General features: G+C 72.4%; 22 protein-coding genes. 11 read left to right on the top strand and 11 right to left on the bottom strand.

Features of this window, described 5'->3' with window-relative positions:
• The first annotated feature begins 1 nt into the window (after position 1).
• Entirely contained in the window at positions 2 to 1,669 is a 1,668-nt protein-coding gene (locus HNR30_RS30785) for an acyclic terpene utilization AtuA family protein (RefSeq protein ID WP_312894750.1), read from the top strand.
• A 16-nt stretch (positions 1,670 to 1,685) separates the two neighbouring features.
• On the opposite strand, the gene HNR30_RS30780 is transcribed toward HNR30_RS30785, so the two are convergent.
• The 3 genes from HNR30_RS30780 to HNR30_RS30770 all read right to left on the bottom strand — a co-directional run bounded on the left by HNR30_RS30780 (position 1,686) and on the right by HNR30_RS30770 (position 3,792).
• The gene (locus HNR30_RS30780) at positions 1,686 to 2,351 is read right to left on the bottom strand and encodes a lamin tail domain-containing protein (protein ID WP_181613548.1); all 666 of its coding nucleotides are present in this window, start codon (positions 2,349 to 2,351) and stop codon (positions 1,686 to 1,688) included.
• A gap of 74 nt (positions 2,352 to 2,425) precedes the next feature.
• Positions 2,426 to 3,301 carry an ROK family protein gene (locus HNR30_RS30775; RefSeq protein ID WP_181613547.1) on the bottom strand — a complete coding sequence of 292 codons (876 nt, stop codon included), beginning with the start codon at positions 3,299 to 3,301 and terminating at the stop codon, positions 2,426 to 2,428.
• The gene (locus HNR30_RS30770) at positions 3,298 to 3,792 is read right to left on the bottom strand and encodes an ArsR/SmtB family transcription factor (protein ID WP_181613546.1); all 495 of its coding nucleotides are present in this window, start codon (positions 3,790 to 3,792) and stop codon (positions 3,298 to 3,300) included. Before HNR30_RS30770 ends, HNR30_RS30775 begins: the two co-directional genes overlap by 4 nt.
• A 56-nt stretch (positions 3,793 to 3,848) precedes the next feature.
• Here HNR30_RS30770 and HNR30_RS30765 point away from each other — a divergent pair, with 56 nt between their 5' ends.
• From HNR30_RS30765 to HNR30_RS30740, 6 genes are all read left to right on the top strand, one after another.
• Positions 3,849 to 4,727: a S41 family peptidase gene (locus HNR30_RS30765; RefSeq protein WP_181613545.1), complete on the top strand. Its 879-nt coding sequence runs from the start codon at positions 3,849 to 3,851 to the stop codon at positions 4,725 to 4,727.
• A gap of 40 nt (positions 4,728 to 4,767) precedes the next feature.
• A complete protein-coding gene (locus HNR30_RS30760; protein ID WP_181613544.1) occupies positions 4,768 to 5,565 on the top strand; it encodes a GNAT family N-acetyltransferase in 798 nt (265 codons plus the stop codon).
• A 68-nt stretch (positions 5,566 to 5,633) separates the two neighbouring features.
• Positions 5,634 to 6,635: a phosphotransferase family protein gene (locus tag HNR30_RS30755; protein ID WP_181613543.1), complete on the top strand. Its 1,002-nt coding sequence runs from the start codon at positions 5,634 to 5,636 to the stop codon at positions 6,633 to 6,635.
• Between the two features lie 54 nt (positions 6,636 to 6,689).
• Entirely contained in the window at positions 6,690 to 6,893 is a 204-nt protein-coding gene (locus tag HNR30_RS30750; protein WP_181613542.1) for a hypothetical protein, read from the top strand.
• Positions 6,894 to 6,955: 62 nt separating this feature from the next.
• The gene (locus HNR30_RS30745; protein WP_181613541.1) at positions 6,956 to 7,807 is read left to right on the top strand and encodes a helix-turn-helix domain-containing protein; all 852 of its coding nucleotides are present in this window, start codon (positions 6,956 to 6,958) and stop codon (positions 7,805 to 7,807) included.
• Between the two features lie 77 nt (positions 7,808 to 7,884).
• Positions 7,885 to 8,148 carry a hypothetical protein gene (locus HNR30_RS30740; protein WP_181613540.1) on the top strand — a complete coding sequence of 88 codons (264 nt, stop codon included), beginning with the start codon at positions 7,885 to 7,887 and terminating at the stop codon, positions 8,146 to 8,148.
• Here the strand turns inward: HNR30_RS30740 and HNR30_RS30735 are convergent.
• From HNR30_RS30735 to HNR30_RS30710, 6 genes are all read right to left on the bottom strand, one after another.
• Positions 8,121 to 8,759 carry a TetR/AcrR family transcriptional regulator gene (locus HNR30_RS30735; RefSeq protein WP_181613539.1) on the bottom strand — a complete coding sequence of 213 codons (639 nt, stop codon included), beginning with the start codon at positions 8,757 to 8,759 and terminating at the stop codon, positions 8,121 to 8,123. The two genes, HNR30_RS30740 and HNR30_RS30735, sit on opposite strands and share 28 nt — an antisense overlap.
• 28 nt (positions 8,760 to 8,787) lie before the next feature.
• A complete protein-coding gene (locus HNR30_RS30730; protein ID WP_246379602.1) occupies positions 8,788 to 9,972 on the bottom strand; it encodes a bifunctional glycosyltransferase family 2/GtrA family protein in 1,185 nt (394 codons plus the stop codon).
• A 91-nt stretch (positions 9,973 to 10,063) separates the two neighbouring features.
• Positions 10,064 to 11,437 (bottom strand): sensor histidine kinase, encoded by a 1,374-nt coding sequence (locus tag HNR30_RS30725; RefSeq protein WP_312894749.1) that lies wholly within the window; start codon positions 11,435 to 11,437, stop codon positions 10,064 to 10,066.
• Complete coding sequence (locus HNR30_RS30720; RefSeq protein ID WP_181613537.1) at positions 11,434 to 12,129, bottom strand: response regulator transcription factor; 696 nt, start codon at positions 12,127 to 12,129, stop codon at positions 11,434 to 11,436. Before HNR30_RS30720 ends, HNR30_RS30725 begins: the two co-directional genes overlap by 4 nt.
• 41 nt (positions 12,130 to 12,170) lie before the next feature.
• Positions 12,171 to 13,652, bottom strand: coding sequence for a phytoene desaturase family protein (locus tag HNR30_RS30715; RefSeq protein WP_181613536.1), 1,482 nt, complete (start codon positions 13,650 to 13,652; stop codon positions 12,171 to 12,173).
• A 50-nt stretch (positions 13,653 to 13,702) separates the two neighbouring features.
• On the bottom strand, positions 13,703 to 14,593 hold the full coding sequence (locus HNR30_RS30710) for a LysR family transcriptional regulator (protein WP_181613535.1): 891 nt from the start codon (positions 14,591 to 14,593) through the stop codon (positions 13,703 to 13,705).
• Positions 14,594 to 14,663: 70 nt separating this feature from the next.
• Between HNR30_RS30710 and HNR30_RS30705 the strand changes: the two genes are divergently transcribed.
• The 4 genes from HNR30_RS30705 (at position 14,664) to HNR30_RS30690 (ending at position 19,517) form a co-directional block, all read left to right on the top strand.
• On the top strand, positions 14,664 to 15,677 hold the full coding sequence (locus tag HNR30_RS30705; protein ID WP_181613534.1) for a YeiH family protein: 1,014 nt from the start codon (positions 14,664 to 14,666) through the stop codon (positions 15,675 to 15,677).
• A gap of 74 nt (positions 15,678 to 15,751) precedes the next feature.
• Positions 15,752 to 16,672, top strand: coding sequence for a pseudouridine-5'-phosphate glycosidase (locus HNR30_RS30700; RefSeq protein WP_312894748.1), 921 nt, complete (start codon positions 15,752 to 15,754; stop codon positions 16,670 to 16,672).
• A gap of 31 nt (positions 16,673 to 16,703) precedes the next feature.
• Positions 16,704 to 17,630, top strand: coding sequence for a carbohydrate kinase family protein (locus tag HNR30_RS30695; RefSeq protein ID WP_181613532.1), 927 nt, complete (start codon positions 16,704 to 16,706; stop codon positions 17,628 to 17,630).
• A 63-nt stretch (positions 17,631 to 17,693) separates the two neighbouring features.
• A complete protein-coding gene (locus HNR30_RS30690; protein ID WP_181613531.1) occupies positions 17,694 to 19,517 on the top strand; it encodes a hypothetical protein in 1,824 nt (607 codons plus the stop codon).
• Positions 19,518 to 19,521: 4 nt separating this feature from the next.
• Here the strand turns inward: HNR30_RS30690 and HNR30_RS30685 are convergent, their stop codons facing one another.
• Together HNR30_RS30685 and HNR30_RS30680 are read right to left on the bottom strand one after the other, a co-directional pair.
• Positions 19,522 to 22,776: a helix-turn-helix transcriptional regulator gene (locus tag HNR30_RS30685; RefSeq protein WP_312894747.1), complete on the bottom strand. Its 3,255-nt coding sequence runs from the start codon at positions 22,774 to 22,776 to the stop codon at positions 19,522 to 19,524.
• A 61-nt stretch (positions 22,777 to 22,837) separates the two neighbouring features.
• On the bottom strand, positions 22,838 to 23,272 hold the full coding sequence (locus tag HNR30_RS30680) for a GNAT family N-acetyltransferase (RefSeq protein ID WP_181613530.1): 435 nt from the start codon (positions 23,270 to 23,272) through the stop codon (positions 22,838 to 22,840).
• Positions 23,273 to 23,275: the final 3 nt, after the last annotated feature.

Here is a 23,275-nt window from a genome sequence, read left to right as displayed (position 1 = left end):
GGTGAGGCCGGACCCGGGCGTCCTGCGGATCGCCAACTGCAGCGGCTTCTACGGCGACCGCCTGTCCGCCGCCCGCGAGATGGTCGAGGGCGGCCCCATCGACGTGCTGACCGGCGACTGGCTGGCCGAGCTGACCATGCTGATCCTGGCGGGCAACCGGCTGAAGGGCCGTCCCGGCTACGCGCCCACCTTCGTCAAGCAGATGGAGCAGGTGCTCGGCACCTGCCTGGAGCGCGGCATCAAGGTCGTCTCCAACGCGGGCGGCCTCGACCCGGCGGGCTGCGCCGAGGCGGTCGCCAAGCTGGGCTTCGGCGCCAGGATCGCCTGCGTCACCGGCGACGACCTGACCGGGCGCGACCTCGACCTCACCAACGCCGACACCGGCGAGCCGCTCGACGCCGCCCCCCTGACCGCCAACGCCTACCTCGGCGGCCGCCCCATCGCGGCGGCGCTGGAGGCGGGCGCCGACGTCGTCATCACCGGCCGCGTCACCGACGCCGCGCTGGTCACCGGGCCGGGCATCTGGTGGTACGGCTGGCAGCCCGGCGATCTCGACGCGCTGGCCGGGTCGGTGGTCGCCGGGCACATCCTCGAGTGCGGCTGCCAGGCGACCGGCGGCAACTACTCCTTCTTCACCGAGATCCCCGACCTGGCGCACTGCGGCTTCCCCCTCGCCGAGCTGCACGCCGACGGGTCGAGCGTGATCACCAAGCACCCCGGCACCGGCGGCCGCGTCTCGGTCGGCACGGTCACCGCCCAGCTCCTGTACGAGATCGGCTCGCCCCGCTACCCCGGCCCCGACGTGGTGGCCCGCTTCGACACCATCGAGCTCGCCGACGACGGGCCCGACCGGGTGCGTGTCTCCGGCGTGCGCGGCGAGGCCCCGCCCGCCACGCTGAAGGTCGCCGTGAACCACCTCGGCGGCTACCGCAACACCATGACCCTCATGGTCACCGGGCTCGACCAGGAGGCCAAGGCCCGGCTGGCCGAGGAGGCGATCTGGGCGCGGGTGCCGCGCGAGTCGTTCGAGCGGGTGGACGTCTCCTTCGATCCGCCGCTGCTGCGCATCACGGTGATGTCGCCGGACAAGGCCGTGGCGGGGCGCCGGTTCTCCAGCGCCGTCGTCGAGACCGGCCTGGCCTCCTTCCCCGGCTTCTACGGGCTGACCCCGCCAGGCGACGCCTCGCCGTACGGGATCTACTGGCCGGTCCTGGTCCCGGCGGCCGACGTGCACCCGGTGATCCACCTCGACGGTGTCCCGGTCGCCTATGAGGGGCCGGCGCCACCGCCCTCCGGCGAAGCGCCCGTGCCCGCTCACGTGCCCGTGCCCGGAGGCCCGTCGCCGACGGTCAGGGCCGCGCTCGGCACCGTGATCGGCGCCCGCTCGGGCGACAAGGGCGGCAACGCCAACCTCGGCGTGTGGGTGCGGCAGCCCGCCCACTACGCCTGGCTGGCCGAGGCCCTCACCACGGAGGGCCTCAAGCGGCTGCTCCCCCACCTGGAGCCGTACCGCATCGACCGCTACGAGCTGCCCAACCTGCACGCCGTCAACTTCGTCGTCCACGGCCTGCTCGGCCGGGGCGTCGCGGCCAGCCCGCGCCTCGATCCTCAGGCCAAGGCCCTGGGCGAGGAGCTGCGCGCCCAGGTCGCCGACGTGCCCGCCCCCTGACGGCCGGGCGCGGGCCTCAGGCGGCCCGCCACCGCGGCTGGTCCTCGCCGGCCTTGCGCGTGCATCGCATCAGCGTGCCCTTGGCCGTCGTGCCGTACGCGCCTTCGGGCTTGCAGAACGCGCCGGGGTGCACGTCGGGGTAGGGGTTGTCGATGCTGCCGAGGGGGGCGCCGCCCGGCTCCTGCGTCGGCGTCGGGGTCGGGGTCGGGGTGGGCTTCGGCTTGGCCTTGCAGCCGGTCCACGGGGTGCGCCCGTCGGGCTTGACCGACCACGAGCAGCTGGTGACCGTCTTGCCCGCGGCGTCGCGCAGCGAGGCGACGTCGGTGTCGTTGTTCCAGACGTACCACTTGCGTCCCCAGTAGCGGGTGGTGCCCTTGTCGGTGCCCTGCCCGCTGTTGATCCGCAGGCTGGCGCCCGGGCGCAGGACGGTGCCGTCGGCGAAGCGGTACTTGTAGCCCGTCTTGTCGCGCAGGATCCAGCCGGTCAGCTCCACCGGCGCCTTGGAGACGTTCTTGATGACGGCGTACTCGGCGTTGAGCGTCTTGTTGTCGCGGCGGTCAGGGCCGGGGCTGTCGTAGAAGACCTTGGTGAAGATCACCGTGGGCGCCGCGGCGGCGCTGGAGGCCGCGGGAACGCCTAACAGGGCGGCGGCCACGACCAGGGACATCCAGATGACGCGCACGTGGGTTCCTTTCGATGGGGAATGGCCCAACGTCGCGCTCTGGGGCAGGTGGTGTCAACGGTGACGGGGTGTCCTCATGTGGTCACGGCCGCGATGTAACGCCAGCCCAGGAGACCGGCGCCGAGCAGTCCCGCACGCGTGCCCAGGGTGGAGGCCGCCAGCTCGGGCGCGGCGCGGAAGGTCAGGCGCGCGGCGAGCCGCTCGCGCAGCGGGGCGAGCAGGTGCTCACCGGCCAGCGACAGGCCGCCGCCGATCACGATCCTGCGCGGGTCGAGTAGCAGTGTGTAGGTGGCCAGGGCGACGGCCAGCGCCTCGACGGCCTGCTCCCAGATCCGTACGGCACGCGGCTCGCCGGCCGCCGCGGCCTCGACGACCCGGGCGGCCGACTCCACCCCGTAGGCACGGGCGACGGCGGAGGCCGAGGCGTAGGCGCCCAGGCACCCCCGCTGGCCGCAGGAGCAGGCCAGCCCGTCGGGCCGGACCGGGATGTGGCCGATCTGCCCCGCCCAGCCGCCCGCTCCGCCGTACGGCACGCCGCCGAGCACCACCGCGCCCGCGATGCCCGTGCCGATGGGCAGGTAGAGCACCTCGCCGTCGCCGCCTCCGAAGGCCAGCTCGGCCTCCCCCGCCGCGCGCACGTCGTGACCCAGCGCCACCGGCAGCTCGGTCGCGGTGAATGCCGCCTTCGGCACGTCGCGCCAGCCGATGGCGGCCGAGTAGACCGCGTGGGTGGCGGTGACCAGACCGGGCACGGCCAGGCCGACGGCGACGGGTGAGGCGGCGAGTGCCTGGAGGCCGGCGGCGAACCGGGAGATCTCGGCGATGACCCGCTCCGGGCCGTCGGCGCGCGGGGTGGGCCGTCGTTCCTCGTGCAGGAGCCGCCCGTCCTCGGCGACGAGGCCGCCCTTCATCGTCGTGCCACCCACGTCGATGGCGATCACACTCTTCACCCGGCCGAGGGTAGCTCGTAGACGCCGACGACGATCGCGTGGCGGGGGGCGGAGGGCTCGGTCTCCTCCAGGGCGACCACCTCCTTGATCGCCTCGGTCAGCCGTTCGAGCTGGGCGGCGCTCAGCCGGACGTGCCTCATCACGACGAAGGGGTCGGACGGCGAGGCGGCCACCCCGTCGGCCAGGACCTGCAGGGTGTTCACGATCTGGCCGGTGGCGGCGGGCCCGGTGAAGTGGAAGCGCCGGGCGGCTCGCTCGAAGTACTGCTCGGTGCCGCCGCGCACCCGCCGGGTCTGGCCCGGGCGCACCAGCCCGGCTTCGCGCAGCACCTTCAGGTGGTGGGCGACGCTGCCCTTCTGGCAGTCCAGGGTGCTCGCCAGCTGGCTGATGGTGGCCGGGTCCTGCCCGAGCGCGAACAGGATCCTCTGCCTGAGTGGGTGCCCGAAGGCGTGGTACTGCACCGCGTCGGCGATCTCCAGCTCCTCATCCATGAGTAAAGAGTAAACGACTCTTGACGCTTAATCCAGCCGAATGCTCTACTTCTGCCATGACACCGATCACGCGCCTCAGCGAGCTGCTCACCGAGCACTACGTCTTCCCCGAGATCGCCTCCCAGATCTGCGCCGCCCTCGCCAAGCGCGAGGCCGAGGGCGCCTACTCGGGGCTGAACGACGAGGAGCTGGCCCGCGAGGTCACCCTCGACCTGCAGTCGGTCAACGGCGACAAGCACCTGCGCCTCGTGCACCACGCGGAACCGCTGGCGGACGCGCACGACGACGAGGCCGTCCAGTTCGAGCAGATGCGGGCCTGGGCCCGCACCACCGCCAACGGCATCGGCACCGTCGAGCGCCTCGACGGCAACATCGGCCTGCTCGCGATCAAGCCGCTGATCTTCCCCGCCGTCATCGCGGGAGAGGCCTACGCCGCCGCCATGACACTGCTGTCGGACGCCGACTCCCTGATCATCGACCTGCGCGAGTGCCTGGGCGGCGAGCCCGGGATGGTGACGCTCTTCCTGAGCTACCTGTTCGGCGACGAGCCCGTCGAGGTCAGCGGCATCTACGAGCGCAAGACCGACAGGATCAGGCAGGCGTGGACGCTGCCCCACGTCGCCGGTCGCAAGATGGCCCCCGGCGTCCCGGTCTACGTGCTGACCAGTTCCAAGACCTTCTCCGGCGGCGAGGCGACCGCCTACGACCTCAAGCACAGCGGCAGGGCGACCCTCGTGGGCGAGACGACGCGCGGCGGCGCCAACCCGCGCGACGCCTTCCGGGTCGGCGACCACCTGGAGGCGACCATCCCCGTCGGCGCCTCGGTCAACCCGGTCACCGGCGGCAACTGGGAGGGCACGGGCGTCGAGCCGCACATCGCCACCCCCGCCGGCCAGGCGCTGGAGGTCGCGCTCGAAGCACTGCGACGTGCATAAACGATTTGGCTTCGCCGCCGCGAGCTACCACCATGGGTCCATGCAGATGGACCGCCTGACCTTCGCCGACCTCGACGAGTGCGTGACCCTGGCCAGGAGCCGCGACTGGTCGCCCGAGCGCCTCAAGTGGGGGCTGCTGTTCGAGGTGGGCCAGGTGTACGGCCTGCGCGTCGAAGGCCGCCTGGTCTCCACGGTGGTTTTGACGAACTACGGCGACCGCTACGGCGTGATCAGCATGGTCCTGACCGCCCCCGACCAGGCCAGGAAGGGTCTGGCCAGGGCTTTGACGAAGCACGTGCTGGAGCAGGCGGGCGACCGGGTGTTGTCGCTCACGGCCACGCCCAACGGCAGGCCGCTCTACGAGCAGCTGGGCTTCGAGACCGTCGGCGAGGTGAGCTCCCACGCCGGCGAGTTCACCGGCGAGCCCAGCGGCCGGTCACGTCCGGCCACCCCGCGGGACCTGGAACGAGTCAGGGAACTCGACGCCAAGCTCTTCGAGGCCGACCGCTCGGCCCTGCTCGCGAAGCTGCCGGGCATGCGTGTGATCGAGGACGACGGGGAGATCGCCGCCTACGGCAGCGTGTGGGACACCGGCGACAACTGGGTCGGCGGGCCGATCGTCGCCCACTCCCCCGAGCACGCCCAGGCACTGATCGCCGACCTGGCCCAGGGCAGGCGCGTGCGGCTCGACCTCGACACCCGCCAGGAGGAGATGTCACGGTGGGCGGCGGCCCACGGGGTCACGCCGTTCTTCGCGACGAAGCTGATGGTGCGCGGCGGGCCGCTGCCCGGTGACCGCGACCGGCTGGTGACCTCCGCCAACGTGGCCCTGGGTTGACCGCAGGCCTGGCGTCGCCCTAGATTCTGTCCCGAACAGAACATCGTTCTGGAACGCGAGAGCAGGCCATGACCGCGCAGCACATCGACGTCGAGGCGATCGACCTCTCCGCCCTGGCCACCTGGATGGACGGGCAGGGCCTGCCCAGGGGCCCCATCGAGAAGGCCGAGCCCGTGCTCGGCGGCACCCAGAACGTGATGGTGCGCTTCGAGCGGGCCGGCGTGCCGTACATCCTGCGGCGCCCGCCGCTGCACGTGCGGGCCAAGAGCAACGAGGTGCTGCGCCGCGAGACGCGGATCCTGGCCGCTCTGGAGGGCACCGGAGTGCCCGCGCCCAGGCTGGTCGCGGCGCAGACCGCCACCGAACCGGTCTTCTACCTCATGGAGCCGGTCGACGGCTTCAACGCCTCCACCGGCCTGCCTGAGCGCCACCGCGACGATCCGGCCATCCGTTATCGCATGGGCCTGGAGGCCACGTCGGCACTGGCGAGCCTGGGCCGGGTCGACCCCGAGCGGCTGCCCGGTTTCGGCAGGCCGGAGGGATTCCTCGAACGGCAGGTGCCGCGCTGGATGAGCGAGCTGGAGTCGTACGGCAGGCTCGACGGCTATCCGGGCCCCGACATCCCGCACCTGCACGAGACGGCCCGATGGCTGGAGGCCAACCGGCCCAGGAGCTTCACTCCGGGGATCATGCACGGCGACTACCACCTGGCGAACCTGATGTTCGCCCACGACGGCCCGAGGGTGGCGGCGATCGTCGACTGGGAGATGTGCACCATCGGCGACCCCCTGCTCGACCTGGGCTGGCTGGTGGCCACCTGGCCCTCCTCGCAGCTGCAGATCCCCGGCCTGCCGCAGGCGGAGGAGCTGATCGCCTGCTACACCTCCCTGTCGGACCGCGACCACTCGAACATCGCCTGGTACGTGGTGATGGCCTGCTTCAAGCTCGGCATCGTCCTGGAGGGTACCCACGCCCGCGCCTTCGCGGGCAAGGCGCCCAAGGACATCGGCGACCTGCTCCACCAGACCACCCTCGACCTGTTCGCCCGGGCGAAGGCATGGCAAAACTGATCATCTCTCCCTACAATTGCGAGCAATTGCGGACACTTGTCGGGGAGGTCCCCTATGCGTATGAAGTTCCTCGGATCCACGTCCGAAGCCGGAGCCTGTCCCACCCTCTATGAGACCGACCGCGGGACGATCGTCGTGCAAGGGTTGCACGTCACCGATCCCGAGGCACTGGCGGATCTGCGTGACGTGCTGGAGGGCGAGGTCGCCGTCGAGGTCCCCCGCGAACTCCTCGTCGACATCGCACGCAGGGTGCTGTAAGGATCACGATTACGCGAACACCCCTGGCATGATCGTCGCCAGGGGGTTTAGCCTCTTGGCTCGTGAGCTCCTTCCAGCAGGCCCGGCTCGAGCTGGGCGCCCAGTTGCGGCAATTGCGCGAGGCTGCCGGAATGTCCGGCAAGGAGCTCGCCGAGAGGCTCGGCTGGCAACCCTCGAAGATCTCCAGGCTGGAGAACGGCCGTCAGAGCGCGACCGAGGTCGACGTGCTCGCCTGGACCGGCGCCGTGGGCGCCGCGCCCGAGACGCTGACCGAACTGCGCCGCCAGGCGGGTGAGGTCGAGTCCAAACGGGCCGACTGGCGCCACTGGTCCACCGGCGGCATGGCCGCGACCCAGGAGGACGTGCGCGAACGCGAGGCCAGGACCCAGGTCTTCCGCGTCTTCGAGCCCGGCGTGATCATCGGCCTGCTCCAGGCCGCCGAATACGCGCGCCACATCTTCATGAGCGTCAAGCGGGAGTTCGGCGCCACCGGCGAGATCGACGCCGCGGTGAAGGTGCGCATGCAACGGCAGGAGATCCTCTACGACCGCTCGCGGTCGTTCCGCTTCGTCATGCCGGAGGCGGCGCTGCGCACCAAGCTCGCCCCCGCCGACGTGATGCAGGCCCAGATGGACCGGCTGCTGGCCGTCAGCACGCTGCCGACCATGGAGCTCGGCATCATCCCGTTCGAGAACCAGCTTCCGTCGGTGCCGCTGACCGGGTTCTGGATCTTCGACGAGCGCATGATCATGGTGCCGACCCGCTCCAAGGAGATCAGCTCCACCGAGCGCGCCGACCTGGACTTCTACGCCAAGGTCTTCGAGGAGTACCACAAGGCCGCCGTCTACGGAGAAGAAGCTCGTTCTGTCATCATGCGCGTGAATCACGACTACGCCAAACAATCCACAAATTAACGCCCCGCAATTGCTTGCCCTACCCAGCAAGATCGTGCAATTCTCTGAACCGCGAGATGTTGCGGAGGTGAAGCACGATGCTGGACACCACGATCTGCCTCGAGCGGTTCGCGTGGCACGCTAGCCGGCACGCCGACCTGCGGATCCAGAGCCTCGCCCTGGCGAGCGAACCCGCCTACGTGTCGGTGCGCAACCGCTTCTCGACGACGCTCGCCGAGACGGTGACCTGCTCGCCCGAAGGCAACTTCATCACCTCGTGGGGATACCGCCTGGGCGACACGGGCGACGTCGAGTCCGCCGCCGCCCGCCTGGCCTACCTGCTCGCCGCGCTGCCCGCCTGACTCAGCGCCTCGGGGTCGACACCGACCTCACGCGCCGCCGCCATGCGCGCGTGCTCCAGCAGCCGCTCCTGCGACAACACGTTCGGATGCAACGTGTAGCGGATCACCAGGCCGTCGAGCATCGCGTCGATCCGCTCGGCCGCGCCCGCGGGATCGGGGCAGACGAACTCCTCCGCCGCCACCCCGTCACGAATGACACGTTCCAGGGCGTACAACCAGGTCTGCTCCACCTGCGAGGCGATCTCCCGCACGGCGGGCTCGCGCAGGGCGGTGTTCCACACGTCGAGCCAGAGCAGCCAGCTCTGGTCGGAGCGGGACTCGGGGATGTAGTAGTGGAGCACCCGGTCGAGCCGCGCGACCGCGGCGGTGGGGGCGTTGACCACCTCGTCGAGGGCGGCGTTCTCGATGTCGAGCGTCGCCCGCAGCATGGCGGTGATCAGCTCGTCCTTGGTGGCGAAATGGTAGTGGATCAGCCCACCGCTCACGTTGACGGCTTTGGCGATGTCGGCCACACGGGTGTTGGCCAGTCCCCGTTCGAGGACGATGCGACGGGTGGCCTCCAGAAGCTCTGCCCGGCGGTTGTCGGCCTGATCGGCCCGGCTGTTTCGCACGGGCAAAGACTATCTCGGACGAACCTCATCAAGCTTTCGGGCGGCGGTTGCGCTTGGGGTTGAAAACCCATACCCGAAGCAACAGGAATCGGACCGCCGTCGCGGTCGCGTTCGCCCCCACCACCGCGGCCAGCTCGACCGCCAGCGGGGTGCCCGCGGGGATGAGCGCCAGGCTGACCGTGCTGAGCGTCAGGCCCACGAGGAAGGCGATGGCGCCCTCCAGCTGGTGGCGCAGGGCGCCCGCGGAACCGGTCACGCGGAAGGTGAAGCGCCGGTTGGCGGCGGTGTTGCCGATCGCCGTGATCACCAGGCACAGGGCGTTGGCCGCGAACGGCGTCATCGCGCCGCGCAACACCCAGTAGAGCAGGGAGTAGGTCAGCGCGCTGCAGATGCCCACGAGGGCGAAGCGGGGCAGCTGGTAGGCCATGCCCTCGGGCAGTTGCGCCTGCCGTACGGAGGCCGGGATGGGCAGGCCGGTCGCGTCGGAGAAGGTCCTGCGGATCACTCGCAGCAGGCCGCGCAGGTCGTCGCGGGCGGTCCTGACGATGTCGACCCGGCTGTCGGGGTCGTCGACCCAGTCGACCGGCACCTCGTGGATGCGCAGGCCGTTGCGCTCGGCCAGCAGGAGCAGCTCGGTGTCGAAGAACCACTCCTCGTCCTCGACCGCGGGCAGCAGCGCCTTGGCGACCTCGGTGCGCACCGCCTTGAAACCGCACTGGGCGTCGGAGAAGCCCGCGCCGAGCAGGTGCAGCAGCAGGTTGTAGGAGCGGGAGATGAACTCGCGCTTGGGGCCGCGCACCACCCGCGAGCTCCTGGCCAGCCGGGTGCCGATCGCCAGGTCGCTGTGGCCCGACAGCAGGGGCGCCACGAGCGGCAGGAAGGCGTCGAGATCGGTCGACAGGTCGACGTCCATGTAGCTGACGACGTCGGCGTCGCTGGCCGTCCAGACGCGGCGCAGGGCCCGCCCGCGGCCCTTCTCGTCGAGGTGGACGGCGTGCACGTGCGCCAGCTCCCGCGACAGCCGCGTGGCCAGCTCCCAGGTGCCGTCGGTGCTGGCGTTGTCGGCGATCGTGATGCGGAAGCCGTACGGGAAGCGGCCGGACAGGTAGGCGTGCAGCCGCCGGATGCTGCCGGGCAGCGCCCGCTCCTCGTTGTAGACCGGGACGACCACCTCGACCAGCCGCGTCGTGGTGACGGTCTGCGTGGGATCCAACGGTGCTCCCCGGTCGTGAACAGCGGCCGAACAGAGTTCAACCACATTCGGGCGGGCTCTGTGCGCCATTTTGCCCGATCCTGACCGCTGTTTAGGACCCTGGCAACTTGATCGTCGCGATGGCCCCGCCGCCGTCGGCGTTTCCGAGGCTCACCTGCCCTCCGGCCTCCTCCACCGCCTGGGCCACTATGGCCAGGCCGAGGCCGGAACCGGGCAGCCCGCGAGCCGCGGGCGAGCGCCAGAACCGCTCGAAGACGTGCGGCAGGTCGTCCTCGGGGATGCCGGGACCGTGGTCGCGAACCGTCAGCACCCCGTCGCGCAGGGCCACCTCGACGCGGCCACCGGGACTGAACTTGGCGGCGTTGTCGAGCAGGTTGACCACCGCGCGCTCCAGCGACGCCGCGTTACCCACGACCTGCCAGGGCCGCAGGTCGGCCTCGATCTCGGCGCCGCGCAGCCTGGCCCGCTCGATGGCCGCCTCCACCACGTGGTGGAAGGCCAGCTTGACGTGCGGCTCGTGGTCGGTCTCTCCGCGCGAGAGCATCAGCAGGTCGCCGACGAGGGTGGACAGCTCGGCGAACTGCGCCTTGACGTTGACGAGCAGGCGTTCCTTGGCGCCCGGATCCAGCGCCCTGCCGGTCTGCTCGCTGCGCAGCAGCAGGTCGATGTTGGTGCGCAGGGTGGTCAGCGGGGTGCGCAGCTCGTGGCCCGCGTCGGCGACCAGCTGGTGCTGACGGTCGCGCGAGCCGGCCAGGGCGGCGGTCATGGCGTTGAAGGAACGGCTCAAACGGGCGATCTCGTCGTCGCCCTGGACCGGGATGGTGGTGTCGAGGTCCTGCGTCTCGGCGATGTGCTCGACCGCTTCCGTGAGGCGGCCGACCGGGCGCAGGGCCGTACGGGAGATGAGCAGGCCCACCGTGGTGGCGCCGCCCACCCCGACCAGGGCCACCAGGCCCAGGATCAGGGCGAGCTGGCGCAGGGTGCCGTAGATCTCGCCGGTCGGCATGCCCACGACCACCGCCGCGCCCACACCCTGCTCGCTCTTGCCGATGCTGGTGGCCATCACCTTGAGCGGCATGCCGTTGTCGGTCCTGCCGTCGCGGTAGGGTCCCTGCGTGCCCAGCGGCTGCTTGGCCACGGCGACGTCGGCGGGGTCCGCCTTGATGGCCTGCCCCCCGGCCACGCAGCGGGTGCCGTTGTCGAGGACGAGCTCCCAGACGACGGGGACCGAGTGCGGGCCGGGCTTCTCGCCGCCGGTGTAGGGCACCGGGTCGGCCTGGCAGTGCTCGCCGACGGCGTTGATCTCGTACTTGCGCGGCATGAAGTTGTCGAGCTGGCGGTCCAGCTGCTCGTTGAGCTCGCGTCGCACCAGCAGCCAGGCCGCCGCCGCGCACGCGGCGATGGCCAGGGCTACCGCGGCCGCCACCAGGAGCGTCAGCCGCGAGCGCAGACTGCGGCGTTTCACCGGGGCGCCTTCAGGGCGTACCCGACGCCTCGCACGGTGTGGATGAGGCGCGGCTGGCCGTCGATCTCGGTCTTGCGCCGCAGGTACATGACGTAGACGTCGAGCGAGTTGGAGGTGGGCTCGAAGTCGAAGCCCCACACGTGCCCGAGGATCTGCTCGCGGGTGAGCACCTGCCGCGGGTGCATGAGGAACAGCTCCAGCAGCAGGTACTCGGTGCGCGTCAGGTCGAGCACCTGGTCGGCGCGGGTGACCTCGCGGGTGACCGGGTCCATGCGCAGGTTGTCGAAGGTGAGCGCGTCGGTGTCGGCGCCCGGGCCCGAGCCGAGCGCGCTGCGCCGCAGCAGCGCCCGTACCCTGGCCAGCAGCTCGTCGAGCTCGAACGGCTTGACCAGGTAGTCGTCGGCGCCCGCGTCGAGGCCGGAGACGCGGTCGCCGACCGCGTCGCGCGCGGTGAGCATGAGGACCGGCACGTGGTTGCCGCCCGCCCGCAGCCTGCGGCAGGCGGTGAGCCCGTCGAGGCGCGGCATCATCACGTCGAGCAGCACCGCGTCGTAGCTCTGCCGGCCCAGCTCGTCGAGCGCCGCCTGGCCGTCGCTCGCGGTCGCGACCTGGTACCCCTCGAACTCCAGGCTGGACTGCAGGGCCTCGCGGAGTGCGGGCTCGTCGTCCACCACCAGCAAACGTGCGCTCATGACATCACACGTTAGGCGCACAACATGAGAAGGCTATGAACCTAGCCTCTGAGAAGCTTCATGGCGGCGTTGTGTCCCGGGATGCCGCTCACGCCGCCTCCGCGCGGCGCTCCGGCGCCGCACAGCAGGATGCGCTCGTGCTCGGTCTCCACGCCCCATCCGGCGCCGTACGGCCAGGCCAGGTCGCGGTGGAAGATGTGCCCGCCGGGCAGGCCCGCCTCGTTCTCCAGGTCGACCGGGGTCTTCGCCTCCACGCACAGGCCCTCGGGGCCCCGCAGCAGGCAGTCCTCGATCGGTTCCGCCAGCACCGAGTCGACCGAGCGCAGCGTCGCCTCCAGCGCGGCCCGCCTGGCCTTGACGGGATCGTTCCTGAAGAGCCTGGCGGGCATGTGCAGGCCGAAGAGCGTCATCGTCTCGCCCTCGACGCCGAGGATGGAGCGGTCGGTCAGCGAGTGGCAGTACACCTCCGCGGGCGGCAGCTCGGGGATCAGCCCCCGCGCCGCCTCGCCGTACGCCTTGGCCAGCTGGTCGCGTCCCTCGTTGATGTGGAAGGTCCCGCTGAAGGCCGCGCGGGGGTCGACGCTCGGGTCCTTCAGCCTGGGCAGCCTCGACAGGACCATGTTGACCTTGAGCTGGGCGCCTTCCGGCCGCTGCGGCTCGCGGCCGCTGAGCCGGTCCAGTACGGCGGGCGGCAGGTTCACCAGCACGTGCCGTCCGGTGACCGCGTGCTCGCCCGCCTCGTCGCGGAAGGTGACCTCACCCGAGGGGTCGATGGCGACGATCTCGGCGCCGGTCCTGATCTCGGCGCCCGCCCGCCTGGCGGCCCGCTCCAGGGCTCCGGAGACGGCTCCCATGCCGCCCACCGGCACGTTCCACTCGCCGGTGCCGTTGCCGATCACGTGGTAGAGGAAGCAGCGGTTGGCCAGCAGGTCGGTGTCGGGGTCGGCGAAGGTGCCGATGAGCGCGTCGGTGAGCACGACGCCGCGGACCGTGTCGTCGGAGAAACGTTCGGCGACGACCTCGCCGATGGGCCGCTCGAACAGCTCGCGCCAGGCCTGCTCCCCCACCAGCGCGCGCAGCTCCTCACGGCCGGGCAGGGGCTCCAGCAGGGTCGGCGCGACCTTCTCGGCGACCTGGGCGGTCATGGCGTAGAACTCGCGCCAGGCGCGGTGATCGTGTTCGCCGCCGGTGACCTCACGGAAGGAGGCGGCGGTGCGCTCCTCGTCGTCGTTGTCGACGAGGAGGCCGGTGTCGCCGACCGGGGTGTAGGAGGCGTAGCGGCGGCGGCGCAGGGTGATGTCCAGGCCCAGGTCGTCGACGATCTTCGTGGGGAGGAGGCTGACCAGGTAGGAGTAGCGCGAGAGGCTGGCGTCGACGCCGGGGAAGGCCTGGGCCGAGATGGCCAGGCCGCCGACGTGGTCCTGGCGCTCCAGCACGAGCACCCGGCGGCCGGCGCCGGCCAGGTAGGCGGCGGCGACGAGACCGTTGTGACCGGCTCCGGCGATGACGGCGTCATATGACATTACGGAAAAATACCCCGAACGTCCCGCGATGTGCGAGGAGGGACAGCCGGTCAGGGGCGGGAGGCGATGGTGAGGAGGGTCGCCGCCGGGCCGGTGAGGGCGCGGCCGCGCCGCCACACGGCCCGCAGGGCGCGCACCAGGCTCACCCCCGTCAGGGGCACCTCCACCAGCCGCCCGGTCGCCAGCTCCGCCTCCACCGCGTAGGTGCTGAGCACTGCGGGCGCCGCCCCCGCCTGGGCTGCGCCCTTGACCGCCGAGTTGGAGCCCAGCTCCAGCCGGGGGCTGGCCTGGTGGAAGCCGTTGAACGCCCGGTCCAGGGTGTCCCTCGTGCCCGATCCCCGCTCCCGCACGACCAGCGGCGTGGCCGCCAGCTCGACGCCGCGCAGTGCCGTACGGCGGCGCGTCCACGCGTGCCCCGGCGCCACGACCACCGCGAGCCGGTCGGTGCCCACGACCCGGCTGGTCAGTCCCTCGGGCACGCTCGGACCCTCCACGAAGCCCAGCTCGACCTCCCCCGCGAGCACCCGGGCGATCACCTCGGCCGAGTTGGCCACGTCGAGCCCGACCTGCACGTCGGGTTCCCGCTCCTGGAACTCGGCCAGCCACCGGGGCACGAGGTACTCCGCGACCGTCATGCTGGCCGCCACCCTCAGGTGGGCCGCCTCGCCGTGCCGTACGGCGGCCGCGCCCCGCATGAGCTCGCGCGCCGCCGCCAGCACCGAGGAGGCCCAGCCCGCGACCATGCGCCCCTCGGCGGTCAGCGTGGAGCCACGCGGGGTGCGCTCCAGCAGCGGCAGGCCGAGCCGCCGTTCCAGCCGGGCCAGGCGCTTGCTCGCCGACGGCTGGGCGATGCCCGCGGCCCGCGCCGCCTGGCCCAGGCTGCCGAGCTCGCCCACGTCGACCAGGAGCTTCAGCGAGTCGAGATCTGGCCATTCACTCATAGCCAAAGGCTATGACCTGCCAGGCAGTACATGGCTACTGGCCGGTCACTTTCGGCCCGAGACTCGGGTCATGGCCTCCATCGCGCTCAGCCGTACCCGCCTCCACCTGCCCGGACTCGTGGCAGCCTGCGCGGCGGTGATGCTGGCGACGGTGCTCAGCCGGCTGGTGCCCGCGCTCAGCCCCGCGGTGATCGCGGTGACCGCGGGGGCGACGCTGTCCAACCTGGGATGGCTGCCCGACGCGGTGCGCCCGGGGCTGCAGTTCGTGGCCAAGCGGGTCCTGCGGGTGGCGATCGTGCTGCTCGGGCTGCAGATCGCGGTGCCGGAGGTGCTCGGGCTGGGGGCGGGCACGCTGGGCATCGTCGCGGCGGCGACCGGGACGACGTTCGTGCTCACCCCGCTGATCGCCCGCCGCCTGGGCCTGTCGCCCGGCACCGGCCTGCTCGTCGGGACCGGCGTGTCGATCTGCGGGGCGGCGGCCGTCGCGGCCATGCGGTCGGCGACCGACACCGATGACGACGAGGCGGCGGGGGCGCTCAGCGTGGTGGTCCTGTACGGCAGCGCGGCGATCGTGGTCGTGCCGCTGCTGGCGGGCTGGCTGGGGCTGTCGCCGCAGCAGCTCGGGGTGTGGACGGGGGCGTCGGTCCACGAGGTGGCGCAGGTGGCGGCGATCGGGGCGGCCTCGGGGGCCTCCGTGCTGACGATCGCGGTGACGGTCAAGCTCGCGCGGGTGGTGCTGCTGGCGCCCATGGTCGCGATCACTTCGTTCCGGCTCGCCGCGGGCCGGCGGCAGGGCCAGGAGGGACCGATGGGCACGCGCCAGGCGCCGCCGGTCATGCCCTTGTTCGTGGGGGGCTTCCTGGCGATGGTGGCGCTGCGCAGCCTCGGCTGGGCGCCCGCCCCGGTGGTCGAATCGGCCCCGCAGGTCACCGCGCTGCTGCTGGCGGCGTCGTTGTTCGGCCTGGGCGCGGGCATCGACCTGCGCCGCCTGGCCACCGGCGGACGGCCGCTGCTCCTGCTGGGCGCCATCTCCACGGCGCTCATCATGGCGATATCCCTGGTCGGGGTGACCCTGGCCACGTAGACAAACAGGGAACAAATCATGTCAAAATGCTCGTTCTCGAAGTGCGAGACCAGCTAGCGAGAAACGAGACATACGTGACGCACCACAGCATTCTCCAGCCGTCTGACGAGGTTGCCGCCGCACTGGCCGCTGGCGAGCCGGTCGTGGCCCTGGAGTCCACGATCATCTCGCACGGCCTGCCCCGGCCGCGCAACCTCGAAGTCGCCCGGGAGCTGGAGGGCGTCGTACGCGCCGCGGGAGCCGTGCCGGCCACGATCGCGGTCCTCGACGGCGTCGCCAAGGTCGGCCTCACCGAGACCGAGCTGGAGCGCATCGCGATGGAGGACGGGCTGCGCAAGCTCGGCCAGCGCGACCTGCCGGTCGCCGCCGCACTCAAGGCCAGCGGCGCCACCACGGTCAGCGCGACGAGTTTCCTGGCCGCCCGCGCGGGCGTGCGCGTCTTCGCCACCGGCGGCCTGGGCGGCGTGCACCGCGGCTGGACCGTCGACCAGGACGAGTCGGCCGACCTCGACACGCTGGCCAGCACCCGGCTCACCATCGTCTGCGCCGGCGTCAAGTCGATCCTCGACGTGCCCGCCACCCTGCAGCGCCTGGAGACCCGCGAGGTCACCGTGGCCGGATACCGCACCGACACCTTCCCCGGTTTCTACCTGAACTCCTCCGGCCTGCCGATCGACTGGCGGGTGGAGACGCCCGAGGAGATCGCCGCGATCATGCGCGGCCAGGACGCGCTCGGCGGCCCCGAGACCGCGCTGGTGGTCGCCAACCCCGTCCCCGTCGACCAGCAGCTCGACCCCGCCCTGCACGACCGGGTCCTGGCCGAGGCGCTGGCCGCCGCCGACCGCGACGGCGTCAAGGGACAGGCCATCACGCCGTTCCTGCTCGGCTACCTCGTCAACGGCACCGGCGGCGCGTCCCTGGAGGCCAACCTGGCCGCCGTCCGCGGCAACACCGCCCTGGCCGCGCGGATCGCCGTCGCCTGGGCCACGTCGTGAGCCGCCCGTCCTGCGGCGCGGGGGCGCGGCGATGAGCGCCGGTCTGCTGGTGGTCGGCGACATCGTCACCGATGTCGTCGCCCTGCACAGCGGGCCGGTCGCCTCCGGCACCGACACCGACGCCGACATCTCGCTGCGTCCGGGCGGGTCGGGGGCCAACACGGCCGCGTGGGCCGCCCACTTCGGCGCCGACGTGCGGCTGCTGGCACGGGCCGGCTACGACAGCAGCGGGTGGCACATCTCCGAGCTGGTCAAGACGGGCGTGCACCCGCTGGTCACCGTCGACGCCGACCACCCCACCGCCGTGGTCATCTCGATGGTCGACCTGACCGGCGAACGTTCCATGCTCACCAACCGCGGCGCGGGCGGGCGCCTGTCGCCCGACGACTGGTCGCCCGAGATCCTCGACGGGGTCGCCCACCTGCACCTGTCGGCCTACACCTTCTTCGCCGAACCCGGCCTGATGCTGGCCAGGCGCGCGATGGCCGACGCCGTCGAGCGCGGCGTCACCGTCAGCGTCGACCCGGCCTCGACCGGACCTCTGGAGAGCTTCGGCATCGAGCGGTTCCTGTCGGAGAGTTCGCCCGCGAGCCTGATCATCCCCAATCAGGACGAGGCGCGGCTCCTGACCGGTTCCGACGACCCCGAGCACGCGGCCCTGGCGCTCAGCGAGAGGTACGGCACGGCGGTGGTGAAGATCGGCGCCCGCGGCGCACTGGTGGCGTCGGCCGGGCGTGTAGTGGCGCGAGCCACGGGTATGGCTCGCGAAGTCGTGGATTCCACGGGCGCGGGTGACGCGTTCGCCGCCGGATACCTCACCGCGCGCCTCAAAGGCGCCGGCGACCAGCGGGCGGTCGAGTCGGGAGTGGCCGCGGGAGCCGAGTGCGTGGCACTGGTAGGTGGCCGGCCACGGTACGGTTTGACCACCAAGCACCTTTACCCTATTCACACCGATTGATAGCTTGCGTCATAAGTTGCACCACTAGCCACACGTGCACCACTGGGGAGGGTACGGTCCGCAATGGACGTCGAGTCATCGATCTGCCTGAGCGATCTGGTTCCGGCCCTGCGCTGGAGCCGCCCGCAACAGGTGGCCGAGGCCCTCACCGACCCACGACTGCCCGCCGGCTGGTGGAGCTCGCTGGCGTTGTCCCGCGCCCTGGGCGCGACCGGCATGGACTGGATCTGCGAGCGGCTGGCCAGGCTGGCCGCCTCGCGCTGGGACCACCTGCCGCTCGCTGACGTCCTCCCCGCGCTGCAGGTCCACCACGTGGACCCGGCGCTGACCGGATGGCCCGAGCCGGTGCGCACAGCCGTCACCGGACTCGGCGGCTGGAACCGGCTCAAACGCCTCAGCGCCGCCGACCTGGCCGGATCCGAGCAGGTCATCGGCGCGCTGTTCCGCGAGGTGCTCAACCGGGTGCCGGCGGCCTCTCCGGCCGCCGAGGGGTCCTCGCCCGCCGGGGCTGTCGCGTCGACCGGTTCCGCCGGATCCCCCGTGGCCGCCGCGCCCGCCCCGCAGGCGACGCCGCAGCCCGCTGCCCAGCCTGCTGATGATGAGCCCGTCGTCCTTGGCCCCGAGCACATCATGACCCGCGTCGTCGACGGCCTCTTCCAGTCGTTCGACCGCCTGGAGCTGGCGGTCGCGGTCCACCGCCTCTTCGCCGAGGACCCCGTGAGCCTGCGCGAGCTCGCCCACCGGCTGCTCGTCGACCGTGACGCCCTCTCCATCGCCCAGCGCACCGCCGAGGAGCGCGTGCTGCTCTGGCTGCGCTCCTCGGAGTCCGCGCCCGTCACCGGCCACATGTTCCGCCTGACCGAATGGCTCGGCGCCGCCGCCACGGAAGAACAGCTCGTCGGCGCCGACCCCGAACACCCGGTGATGGTGCCCTCGCTGCGCACCCCGCTCTGGCGTGTCCTGGTCACCCTCATGCCCGACCGGCGCCTGCAGGACGGCTGGCTCGTCGTGGGCAACCTGCGCGGCCTGCAGCAGCGCACCCGCCAGCTGCTCGCCTCCGCGCCGCGCGACGCCGACTACGCCGAGCTCCTCGGCGAACTCGGCGTCCGGCTCCACTCCGCCAAGGCCTGGCTCGAGGCGCTGCCGCCCGAGAGCTCGGCCGACTCCGGCTTCGCCCACGCCCCCTCCGCCGAGGCCCTCGGCTCCCTGCCCCGCCGTACCCCCGGAGCCAACGGCCACCACCACCGCGGCGGCCAGCCCATCCCGCAGGCGCCCGCGATCGACCCCACGGCCGCGCTGGCCGCACTGTCGGCCCTGTCCGGCGGCGGCGGGCGCAACGGCTCGGGCGAGAACGGCCTGCCCGCCAACGGCCTGCCCGAGCGCAGGCCCGGCGCCAACGGCTACGGCCCCAACGGGAACGGCTCCAACGGCTACGGCCAGGCGAACGGCGCACCCAACGGCGTGCCCAGCGGTGCCCCCAACGGTGTCCCCAGCGGGGCCTCGAACGGCGGCGGTCTCGGCGGGTTCGGCGGCATGTCGAGCGCGCTCGCGGGACTGCCCGGCATGTCGGGCGGGCCCAGCACCCCGCCGCCCAGCCCGGCCTCCGACCCGCGCCGCTGGCAGCGCATCGACGTCACCACCGAGCACCTGCGCGGCGGGCCCGTGACCGTGCCCGAGGGCTACGCGGCCCAGCTCGGCATGCGCCCCGGCACCCTGCTGTCGGTGACGGGACCGGGCAACAACGCGGTCGTGCTCGTGTGGCCGGGCGACCGGCAGCCGGTGTTCGACTCGCTGCAGCCGGTGCTGATGAAGCTCAACGCCCGCCCCGGCGACCAGGTGTACGTCACCGTCGACGGCTACCGCCTGGAAGCCCAGCTCACCGGCTGACCCCTCAGCGGGCGTCGCTCTCGTCGAACAGGCCCAGGCGGTGGGCCGTCGCCGCCGCCTCGCCGCGGGAGGCGGCGCCCAGCTTGGCCAGGATGTTCGAGACGTGCACGCTGACCGTCTTCACCGAGATGAACAGCTCGGCGCCGATCTCGCGGTTGCTACGGCCCGTCGTCAGGAGCTGCAGCACCTCAAGCTCGCGCGCGGTCAGGCCCGCCCGGGGGTCGTGGGCGGACGCCATGGCCTGCTCCTGGCCGCCGACCGCCAGCCTGGCCCTTCTGGCCAGGGTGTCGATCTCCGCGAGCAGCGGGGCGGCTCCCAGGCGCTCGGCCAGCTCGCGGGCGCGGCTCAGGCGCTCGGTGGCCTCCTGACGGGCTCCCTCGCCGACCGCCACGTGCGCGCCGCCCACCCGGCAGCGCGCCTCACCGTACGGCTGGCCGAGCGCCTTCCAGGCCTCCGCGGCGGCATCCCAGTCGGCCAGGCCGATCGGGGAACCATCTGCTTCGCCCGCGACGCCGGGAGCGCCAGGACCACCGGCCGAGCCGGTGGCGCCGGGAATGCCGAGGGCACCGGCACCGCCCGTGCCAGATCCGCCCGCCGTACCAGAGCCGCCTGTCGCGCCAGGAAAGCCAGCCGCGCCAGAGCCGCTTGCCGTACCAGGAAGGCCAGCCGTACCGGACCCGCCTGCCGTACCGGGGAGGCCTCTCGTGCCGCGTGCCGTCGGCTCGAAGGCCGATGGCTCGTCGCCCAGGACGCGCCAGCGGAACAGGCCCGCACCCTCGGGGTTCCGGGGAGCCTCCGACGCGCCGCCCGCCGGGCCGTCGGGCACGACGCCCCACACCCCCGAGCCGACCCCGGAGCCGGCCCCCCGCTCCCCCGTGATCGCCACGAAGGTGAGCCGGAGCGCCTCCTGCAGGTCGCCGTCGACCGGCATGCGCCGGGCCACCTCCCGCGCCTCCGGCGGCAGGTCGCCGCCGATCCGGGCGACGGCCACCAGCAGCGGCCAGGCGTAGCGCGGGCTGTCTTCGGGCGCCAGTTCGCGCAGCGCCCACGCGGCACGAGTCCTGGCCAGGTCGGCGCGCCCCTGGGCGGTGAGCAGCGCCACCTCCCTGCGCGCGTGCGGAAGCACGATCTGGTCGCGGAAGCTGCCGTTGGACAGCGCCCGCGTCGAGGCCTTCACCTGCGCCTCGGCCTGCGTGATGTCGCCGCGGGCCAGGGCGATGTCGCCGATCCAGCCCTGCAGGCTGGAGCGGGTGAGCGCGGGCGGCATGAGGTCGAGGGCGTGCTCGATCACTTCGAGTGCTTCGTCCCAGCGGCCCAGGGAGACGAGGGGCTCGGCCAGGTTCATCGCCAGGAAGGTGCCGGTGGCGCGGGCCAGGCCGTGGGCCTCGGCGGCCGACATGTTGCGGCGCGCGACCTTGGCCGCCTGCTCGTGGCGTCCGGCGCCCTCCAGCACGTCGGACTCGGAGATGGCGCTGCGCATCATGGCGTAGAACGCTCCGGCCTCCGCCGCCAGCTCGCTGGCCTGCTGGAAGCCGTCGAGGTGGCGCTCGACGTCGGTGTAGAAGGCGGTCGACCAGGTGAGGGTGGCCAGGGCGTGCGCCTCCGTGCGCTTGTCTCCGGCCTTCCTGGCCAGCTCCAGGGCCTCGCGGGCGACGGCGACCTTCTCCTGCCAGACGTCGCGGCTGTTGAGCGCCGAGGCCAGGTTGTGGTGGACCTGGGCGCGCAGCGACAACGAGCCGTCGGGCGGCACCAGGGCGGCCGCGCGGCGCATGTCTTCCGTGGCGCCGTTCCTGCCATGGCTGTAGCGCAGCATGCCGCGATACATCAGCAGCCGGGCGGCCCGCTCGGGGTCGGGGTCGAGGGAGAGCGCCTCGGTGGCGAAGGCGATGCCCCGGTCGTTCTCGCCGACGATGCGCGCCACGATGACGGCCTGCTGGAGCACGTCGATCTGGTCGGCGCCGATGCGCTCGGCGGCGTCGGGCACCTGGTCCCACAGCTCCAGGACGCGGGAGAGCATGCCGAGCTGCTCGTCGTAGGCGACCGCGGTGCGGGCGACGGCCGCCGCGCGCCAGGCGCTGATCAGCGCCCAGGTGCTGTTGTGGGCGGCGTGCCAGTGGTGGGCGAGCTCGATCGCGCCGCGCGGGGCGGGCAGGATCGTCAGGTCGGCCTCCAGCGCCTCGGCGAAGCGGGTGTGCAGGCGCGAGCGCTCGCCGGGCAGCAGGTCCTCGTGGAGCGCCTCGCGGATGAGGGCGTGGCGGAAAGCGTACTCCTCGCCGTCGACGACGAGGACGTTGCCCGCCACCGCCGGGCGCAGCGCGCCGGAGAAGGTGGTGTCGTCGAGCCCGGCGACCGCGGAGAACAGGTCGTGCTCGATGCGCGCGCCGCCGGCGCAGGCGACGCGCAGCAGCTCCTGGGTCTCCTCCGGCAGCCGTTGCACGGAGGCCAGGAGCAGGTCGCGCAGGGATTCGGGGATCGCCTCCCCTTCGCCGGCCTCGCTGATCAGCGCTTCGACGAACAGCGGGTTGCCCTCGCTCCGGGTGTAGATCAGCTCCAGGTCGGCCGCCGACGGCCTGCGCTCCAGGATGCCGGTGGCCTGCTCGACCACCTCGCGGCGGCTGAGGCGGTGCAGCTCGACGCGGCGCACCCAGGCGACCCTGCCCAGCTCGGCCAGCAGGGGCCGCAGGGGGTGGGTGCGGTGCAGCTCGTCGGAGCGGTAGGTCACCACGATCAGCAGCGGCACGTCGGAGCGCTGGTAGCGCACCAGGAACGACAGCAGGTCGCGGGTGGAGCGGTCGGCCCAGTGGGCGTCCTCGATGATCAGGACGACGGGCTCGCGGTCGGCCAGCCGCTCGAGAACCCCCAGGACCTGCTCGAACAACCGGGCCCTGGCCTCCGCGCCGCCGGAGTCTGGCTCGCCGAACTCGGGCAGCAGCCGGGCCAGCCCTCCGGTGTCGCCGCCGGGCACCAGCGCCGCCACCGCGTCGCGGCCCAGCTCTCTGACCAGGCTGCGCACGACGGCGGTGAAGGGGGCGTACGGCAGGCCTTCCGTGCCGAGCTCGAGACAGCCGCCGACCAGGACGCGCGCGGGCGCGGCCCGCCGGGTGAACTCCTTGATCAGCCGGGTCTTGCCGACTCCCGCCTCACCGCCCACCAGGACCGTGGCGGCCGCCCCCGCGCGTGCGTCAGCGAGCGCCCGCTCCAGGGCGGCCAGCTCTTTCACGCGCCCCACGAAGCGGGGGCTCACCGTATGCACGCTCACGCCTCACAGCATGCCATCGCCCACCGACAGCCTTGCGCACCGTTCACATGGCGGACATGTCCTACCGCAGCACTTTCCGGTAGAAGGTCGCGGAATCCTCGTATCCGAGCGCCCGGTAGAACTCGGGGGCGCGACGGGTCGCCATCGCCACGTAGCCGGCCTCACGCGAGCGTGCCCACTCCTCGAATCCCACCAGCAACGACCGCCCGATGCCCTGGCGTCGCGCGCCCGACTGCACCATGGCCTCCTCCACCCAGGCCACCGGGCCGTTGGCGAACAACGTCAGGTGCACGAACCCGAGCAAATATCCGTGCACCCTGCCGTCGACCACGGCCGCCAGCAGGAGCGCGTCGGGATTGTCGAGCAGCTGGGGCAGCGCGACGTCGAACGCCTCCCGTTCGGGACGGAAGGTGAGCCCGAACTCGCGCGCCAGAGCGAAGATCTCGTCGGCGTCGCCCTTGACGGCCCTCCTGATGTGCAGGGTCTCGGTGGTCATGGA

It is taken from the genome of Nonomuraea soli (assembly GCF_013761175.1).
GTDB lineage: Bacteria > Actinomycetota > Actinomycetes > Streptosporangiales > Streptosporangiaceae > Nonomuraea > Nonomuraea soli.
This window is presented reverse-complemented; position numbering and strand designations above follow the sequence as displayed.

Bases quoted from the DNA above. Each gene is read 5' to 3' on its own strand.
- HNR30_RS30695 (WP_181613532.1), top strand. From the start codon at position 16,704: ATGAGCGCCGGTCTGCTGGTGGTCGGCGACATCGTCACCGATGTCGTC.
- HNR30_RS30705 (WP_181613534.1), top strand. From the start codon at position 14,664: ATGGCCTCCATCGCGCTCAGCCGTACCCGCCTCCACCTGCCCGGACTC.
- HNR30_RS30770 (WP_181613546.1), bottom strand. From the start codon at position 3,792: ATGGATGAGGAGCTGGAGATCGCCGACGCGGTGCAGTACCACGCCTTC.
- HNR30_RS30750 (WP_181613542.1), top strand. From the start codon at position 6,690: ATGCGTATGAAGTTCCTCGGATCCACGTCCGAAGCCGGAGCCTGTCCC.
- HNR30_RS30690 (WP_181613531.1), top strand. From the start codon at position 17,694: ATGGACGTCGAGTCATCGATCTGCCTGAGCGATCTGGTTCCGGCCCTG.
- HNR30_RS30755 (WP_181613543.1), top strand. From the start codon at position 5,634: ATGACCGCGCAGCACATCGACGTCGAGGCGATCGACCTCTCCGCCCTG.
- HNR30_RS30720 (WP_181613537.1), bottom strand. From the start codon at position 12,129: ATGAGCGCACGTTTGCTGGTGGTGGACGACGAGCCCGCACTCCGCGAG.
- HNR30_RS30680 (WP_181613530.1), bottom strand. From the start codon at position 23,272: ATGACCACCGAGACCCTGCACATCAGGAGGGCCGTCAAGGGCGACGCC.
- HNR30_RS30715 (WP_181613536.1), bottom strand. From the start codon at position 13,652: ATGTCATATGACGCCGTCATCGCCGGAGCCGGTCACAACGGTCTCGTC.
- HNR30_RS30765 (WP_181613545.1), top strand. From the start codon at position 3,849: ATGACACCGATCACGCGCCTCAGCGAGCTGCTCACCGAGCACTACGTC.
- HNR30_RS30740 (WP_181613540.1), top strand. From the start codon at position 7,885: ATGCTGGACACCACGATCTGCCTCGAGCGGTTCGCGTGGCACGCTAGC.
- HNR30_RS30710 (WP_181613535.1), bottom strand. From the start codon at position 14,593: ATGAGTGAATGGCCAGATCTCGACTCGCTGAAGCTCCTGGTCGACGTG.
- HNR30_RS30760 (WP_181613544.1), top strand. From the start codon at position 4,768: ATGCAGATGGACCGCCTGACCTTCGCCGACCTCGACGAGTGCGTGACC.